Source organism: Neobacillus drentensis (assembly GCF_036965645.1).
Classification (GTDB): Bacteria; Bacillota; Bacilli; order Bacillales; family Cytobacillaceae; genus Neobacillus; species Neobacillus drentensis_D.
The window spans coordinates 1-4,744 of sequence record NZ_JBALPZ010000287.1 but is presented as its reverse complement, the minus strand read 5'-3'; the positions used below and the strand labels follow the sequence as shown (position 1 = coordinate 4,744).

The 4,744-nt window shown below is 30.5% G+C and carries 8 protein-coding genes and 1 tRNA gene; all 9 read right to left on the bottom strand.

All coding sequences use genetic code 11. The features are described 5' to 3' along the window. Positions 1-215: 215 nt before the first annotated feature. Positions 216-686, bottom strand: coding sequence for a putative toxin-antitoxin system toxin component, PIN family (locus tag V7266_RS30470; protein WP_335473014.1), 471 nt, complete (start codon positions 684-686; stop codon positions 216-218). Further along, positions 676-822 (bottom strand): hypothetical protein, encoded by a 147-nt coding sequence (locus V7266_RS30465; protein ID WP_335473013.1) that lies wholly within the window; start codon positions 820-822, stop codon positions 676-678. The genes V7266_RS30470 and V7266_RS30465 overlap by 11 nt, the downstream gene beginning before the upstream one ends. 275 nt (positions 823-1,097) lie before the next feature. Continuing rightward, positions 1,098-1,184 (bottom strand) — tRNA-OTHER (locus V7266_RS30460). Between the two features lie 33 nt (positions 1,185-1,217). Further along, positions 1,218-1,985 (bottom strand): hypothetical protein, encoded by a 768-nt coding sequence (locus V7266_RS30455; RefSeq protein WP_335473012.1) that lies wholly within the window; start codon positions 1,983-1,985, stop codon positions 1,218-1,220. Next, positions 1,960-2,262, bottom strand: a complete 303-nt coding sequence (locus V7266_RS30450; RefSeq protein WP_335473011.1) for a hypothetical protein — start codon at positions 2,260-2,262, stop codon at positions 1,960-1,962. The genes V7266_RS30455 and V7266_RS30450 overlap by 26 nt, the downstream gene beginning before the upstream one ends. Before the next feature lie 16 nt (positions 2,263-2,278). Next, on the bottom strand, positions 2,279-2,632 hold the full coding sequence (locus tag V7266_RS30445; RefSeq protein ID WP_335473010.1) for an SLOG family protein: 354 nt from the start codon (positions 2,630-2,632) through the stop codon (positions 2,279-2,281). A gap of 136 nt (positions 2,633-2,768) precedes the next feature. After that, positions 2,769-2,969, bottom strand: coding sequence for a hypothetical protein (locus V7266_RS30440; RefSeq protein ID WP_335473009.1), 201 nt, complete (start codon positions 2,967-2,969; stop codon positions 2,769-2,771). 423 nt (positions 2,970-3,392) lie between these two features. Continuing rightward, positions 3,393-3,605, bottom strand: coding sequence for a hypothetical protein (locus tag V7266_RS30435; RefSeq protein ID WP_335473008.1), 213 nt, complete (start codon positions 3,603-3,605; stop codon positions 3,393-3,395). Positions 3,606-3,833: 228 nt separating this feature from the next. Beyond that, a complete protein-coding gene (locus V7266_RS30430) occupies positions 3,834-4,649 on the bottom strand; it encodes a sigma factor-like helix-turn-helix DNA-binding protein (RefSeq protein ID WP_438825781.1) in 816 nt (271 codons plus the stop codon). Positions 4,650-4,744 lie beyond the last annotated feature (95 nt).

Sequence of the window (4,744 nt, the reverse complement as noted above, 5' to 3'; positions counted from 1 at the left end):
ATAGTAATATTTACTTATTATAACAAAAGAATAGTATAAAGGTACTTATGATTGCTTTATTATTCAACAAACTTATATTTCGAATTTATTTTTCTTCAGTTATAACTGTTCATTATAAACAACATGCATACTACAAACTTAAGTTCTTAGGAAGAATTATACATATGAATATTTTAGACAAAATAAAAACAGACCACCATATAGAATGGAAGTCTTTAACCCGTTTCCGCAATGTTTTCTTTATTAATTAATCCAAGAAATTCTTGAGGGGTACAGCAATTAAATGGAACTCGCTTTTTTAATCCTAAAATCCCACTCTTTTTATCTAATGTTATAAGATAGGTAGCTTTCCCAGCAAATGCTGCATCAACAAACATTTGATCATCGGGATCTTTTATTGTTAATTTTTGAGGCATACTCTTATAATGTCTAATATTTACTGATTTACCTTTTTGAAATAAAATAGTCATGTCTTTTAAAATATCGTTTGTATCATCACTATCCATTTGCAATTCATTACACCGCTTTTTTAATATGTAAAGTAATTCACCAATAGATTCTTGCGAGAATATTAATCTAATATCTAGAGTATCTAACATTGAAAGAAGTATGCTACTAGGATTGTTATCTTCTCCAAATATACCCTCAATAAATACACAAGTGTCAACTACAATTTTATCGCTCATTTAAGTCTTTTTCTACCTCTTTTAAAATATCATTATAGGTAACTTTCTGTTTTTTCATTTGACTTTGGATTTTTTCTCTAATACTTAAAAAGGCTTCTGATTGAGTTTTCCTAATCTTAGCTTCAGCAACAGCCATGTCTTTTTCCTCCTCATTACACAAGAAAATCACCCCATAACATATAGTCTTTGGTAATATATTAAACGGGATTAGTCTGTGTACCTTTATACAAATTATCCAAAAATTCTCATAGGCTTGAATAAAATAGTATAAATTGTCATATATTAATAGTTTAATTTAATAATACGACATATCTCTTAATATTCCTTTAAAAATTTTATATTTTTTTTCGAAATATCCCGTTATTTTTTAAATACCATAAACTTAGATTTTTAAAACATAATTTAATTTAGTGGAGCTGGCATGACTCGAACATACAAACTTCCCGGTAAAAAAGTTATGGGGAAACCGAATCTGCTCTACCATTAAGCTACAACCCCAAAATAAAAAAGCCACTTATTAAGTCGCTTGTGTTAATCATCAATCTCAATTTTCCAACTGTACAAAGAGTGATACAATTTATTAGGAATTTTATTTTGGTATTCACTGACCACTTGTTTGATTACATTTTCTTTAAATTGTTTATACACCTCAAACGCTTCTTCTGGTGAATTGTAATGTCCTAATGGTACTACTTCTCCTTTTCCATTAGCACATTGAGTTTGATATTTCTTAGTTATCTTGTTAAATGTAACACCTATCGGTAACGACCCTCTGGCACTATTACAATTGACAATAAGTGTATTTAATCGATCAGGAACAAATACACAAGTTTCTGCTGAGTACACTTTATTTCCTTTAACGAGTATATCTTTATCAAGAGAGATTGGTTCATTATCAATTTCGTAATAATTTTCGTAAAACCACTCAGCAAAGTTTTGGAAATTCCACCATTCCTGACAAACTGTTACTTCTTTATATGTAGACTGTCTTTTATGAAACTTTTCACTATAAGCTCGATTCAACATCGAATACCATACTACATATACTTTCGTTTGCTTTCCGTTCTCGCTTGCTTTGTGTTTCCCTTCACCTAAATACCCTACCTCACAAACGGATGGATCATAAGGATTCCTAACCTGACCTTTTTTGAATTTGTTATAACTTGTATGTACTAACTTATCATTATCAAATTTTACTACAACATCTAAAGCACCATTGTATTCCACTATTTCCATTGTTGATAAATAATTATTTTCGTTAATTTCACCAACTCTATTCTTCATTTTGATTAATGACAAACCCTCCTTCTTCATGGATTAACTCTAAAATTCCATCAATCTCATTTAATGAAAAAGCCAACATTTCCAATTCTTGTGTATGGTCGAGTATCACAAATAATTTTTCTTCATCTTCATTTTTCGTAAACCTGCTTAATGCCCAATCCAAAGCATCACTCTTAAAGTAAAAACTCGCTAAAACTGGTGTCCAATCATCATCTGTACCATCGAAATCACCAAAACTCACTTCGTATAAATCATTATTGGGATTTAATTCCACTAGCACATCCTTTTCCAAATCTTCACTCCCTCTCTTAATATCTTATTACTTTATATTCAATTCCATATTTCTTAGCTGCACCAACTGTATAACCAGTATCATTACTTTTCCCATCCCAGAAGATAAGACAATTATTAGCAAAATTAAACATTAACTCATTCCTTATAAAAGCTGCTTTCTTTCCATACTTAGTCCAATGAATGGGAAAACAACAAATATCATAGAACCGTTCAACCGCATACTTTTCAGATAACGTCTCCACTCCATCAGCTTCACCGGAAACTATAACAACATCAGAATCCTTATCTTTTAAAAAATCATCTAATTTTTGTTTGAGTAATGGATAGTTATTGAAATTTTTAGAACCAGTAACAATTAACCTGCACAATTTATCACTCTATTCTCTAATGGTTTGTTTATCTGTATTGATTATAATCGGCTTTATGTCCTTTGAACCACATTCACACTTGTAAACTTGTTTTCTATAAACCTTCAAACATTCATAACAATAATACTGTTTCATGCTATTCCTCTTGTTTTCTTAATTTTAAATAATCGATTTCTTTGACAATCGTTTCTAGGTCATCATTCATTTTATTAAAGAAAGGAACAATCCCATGAAAATGATTATTCAATGCCCTTTTCATTGCTCGATAAGTTGTATTATAAATCAGATCATCTAACTCTTTTACGCTAAGAGTAACCATCATTTTTTCGTTTTCCATTTTCAACATCCTTTCTTAATAAGGAGGGCTGCCCTTTTATTAGTCACGGAGGAGCAGCAGGTACCAGCATGACACTGGCAATACCGTCAAATCCTAATATTACTGCACGATCAAATGCTAACTCTCCTTGGAGTCTTACCTTGTTAACACCTCATGCACCTACCGAGGATAAAAATAAAATGAACTAGTCGTCTGTGTTCAAATATATTTATTCCGTCCGTTTGAACACTGTCAGCAAAAAGCAAAACTGACACGGACAAGAAATAAACAATAAAAAAAGTAGCCGATAAAACACCAGCTACCATTGAAAGGATAATTGATATTGCCAACACCTATTGACATATCAATGCCATTTCTAATATTTATAGCGTCCGAGAAACAGCAAAGGTACTAATCACACGGTTAGCAATGCGGACAAATATATTAATCAATGTAAACTTTACACCATCGAAATTCTTTAGCCTGTTTTACAATTTGTTTTAACTTACTCACTTTATCTGAGGACATATCGCACTTTGAATTTAAGAATTGACTTAACAGACTTGGCGAACAATTCATTTCATTGGCAATATCTTTTAGTCTCAATTCTTTTTTCTTTATCTCTAATAACAATTCGAAACGTTCATTTCTTGTCATGACCACTCCCTCGCCTTCTAAACTAATTCACTAAAACAATTTATTAAAAGAATTCAATTATATGCAAAAAAAGACAGCCTTTGATAGCTGTATAAATAGAGGTGTTTAGTTGAAGGGATTATTCCCTTCTGTTGTTAATTCAGTTTATGTATAAGTGTGATAATGTAATTTTTTACAATTTTTATGATACTTTTTCGAATATTTTATTGTTATCTAGTCCATTTTCAACTAAATATCCGNNTATTGATTGAAAACTTTAATAACATCAATTACAAATTTATCTTGAGCAGTATCTTTTATTCTAAGTTCCATATCTTCGGATAGAGCTTTGATAACCGTGTATGTAGGTTTATTACACCTGTCGATAATAACATCAACCACAGTGTCAATATGGCTTTCCTTGTTACGATTAAAGTAGTCGTAAATATCTTGTTCAGGCTTATAGAAATCCATATCCATTGTGGACTTGTTTTTAACCACTTCATTTTTAACAAATTCCAAAATAAAACCGTAATAATCAAAGCTATCTGTAACATCAAATTTAATTATTTGATAATAACTCTCTAGGAAATAACTAATCTTTTGGTATGTATCCGGTTTGCTGCTCAATGCTTTATATGTACGATAAGATAAGTATTCCTTTTTGATACGGTTATTCATCGCAGAAATGATCTGACTTACATTTTCCTGGCTACAATTTAATTCTTGAGCGATTATTGTTTGTGTTAATTCTTCATTTTGCAATAGTTGATAAACTTTCTTTTGTTGTGAGGACAAGATATGTTCAACTTTACCACCAACAAATTTAATAAACTCTTTGTACCCTGACTGATTTTGAATTAATTTATATTGCTCAAAGACTGCTCTATCCAATGCAGAATTATTAATTTGCTCATCATCTTCAGTAAATTCATTCTCATTTGAATCATGAACTAAATTATCATGATATTTCTTATTTTCTGTATCAATTTCATTTTGTACTAATCCGGTTAACCTTTGACGGAACCATTTTACAATTTGTTCAGGCTCCTTAGTTGTATCCACCTTTTCCAATAGGTTAGTGAATGCAGCAAGGAAATAAGAATCAATATCTTTACTATCTATATAAAAATGCTTTTGCAAAATGTCCAAATAAATAT

Coding starts and splice junctions, on each gene's coding strand:
- V7266_RS30435 (WP_335473008.1), bottom strand. CDS start 3,605: ATGACAAGAAATGAACGTTTCGAATTGTTATTAGAGATAAAGAAAAAA.
- V7266_RS30465 (WP_335473013.1), bottom strand. CDS start 822: ATGGCTGTTGCTGAAGCTAAGATTAGGAAAACTCAATCAGAAGCCTTT.
- V7266_RS30440 (WP_335473009.1), bottom strand. CDS start 2,969: ATGGAAAACGAAAAAATGATGGTTACTCTTAGCGTAAAAGAGTTAGAT.
- V7266_RS30470 (WP_335473014.1), bottom strand. CDS start 686: ATGAGCGATAAAATTGTAGTTGACACTTGTGTATTTATTGAGGGTATA.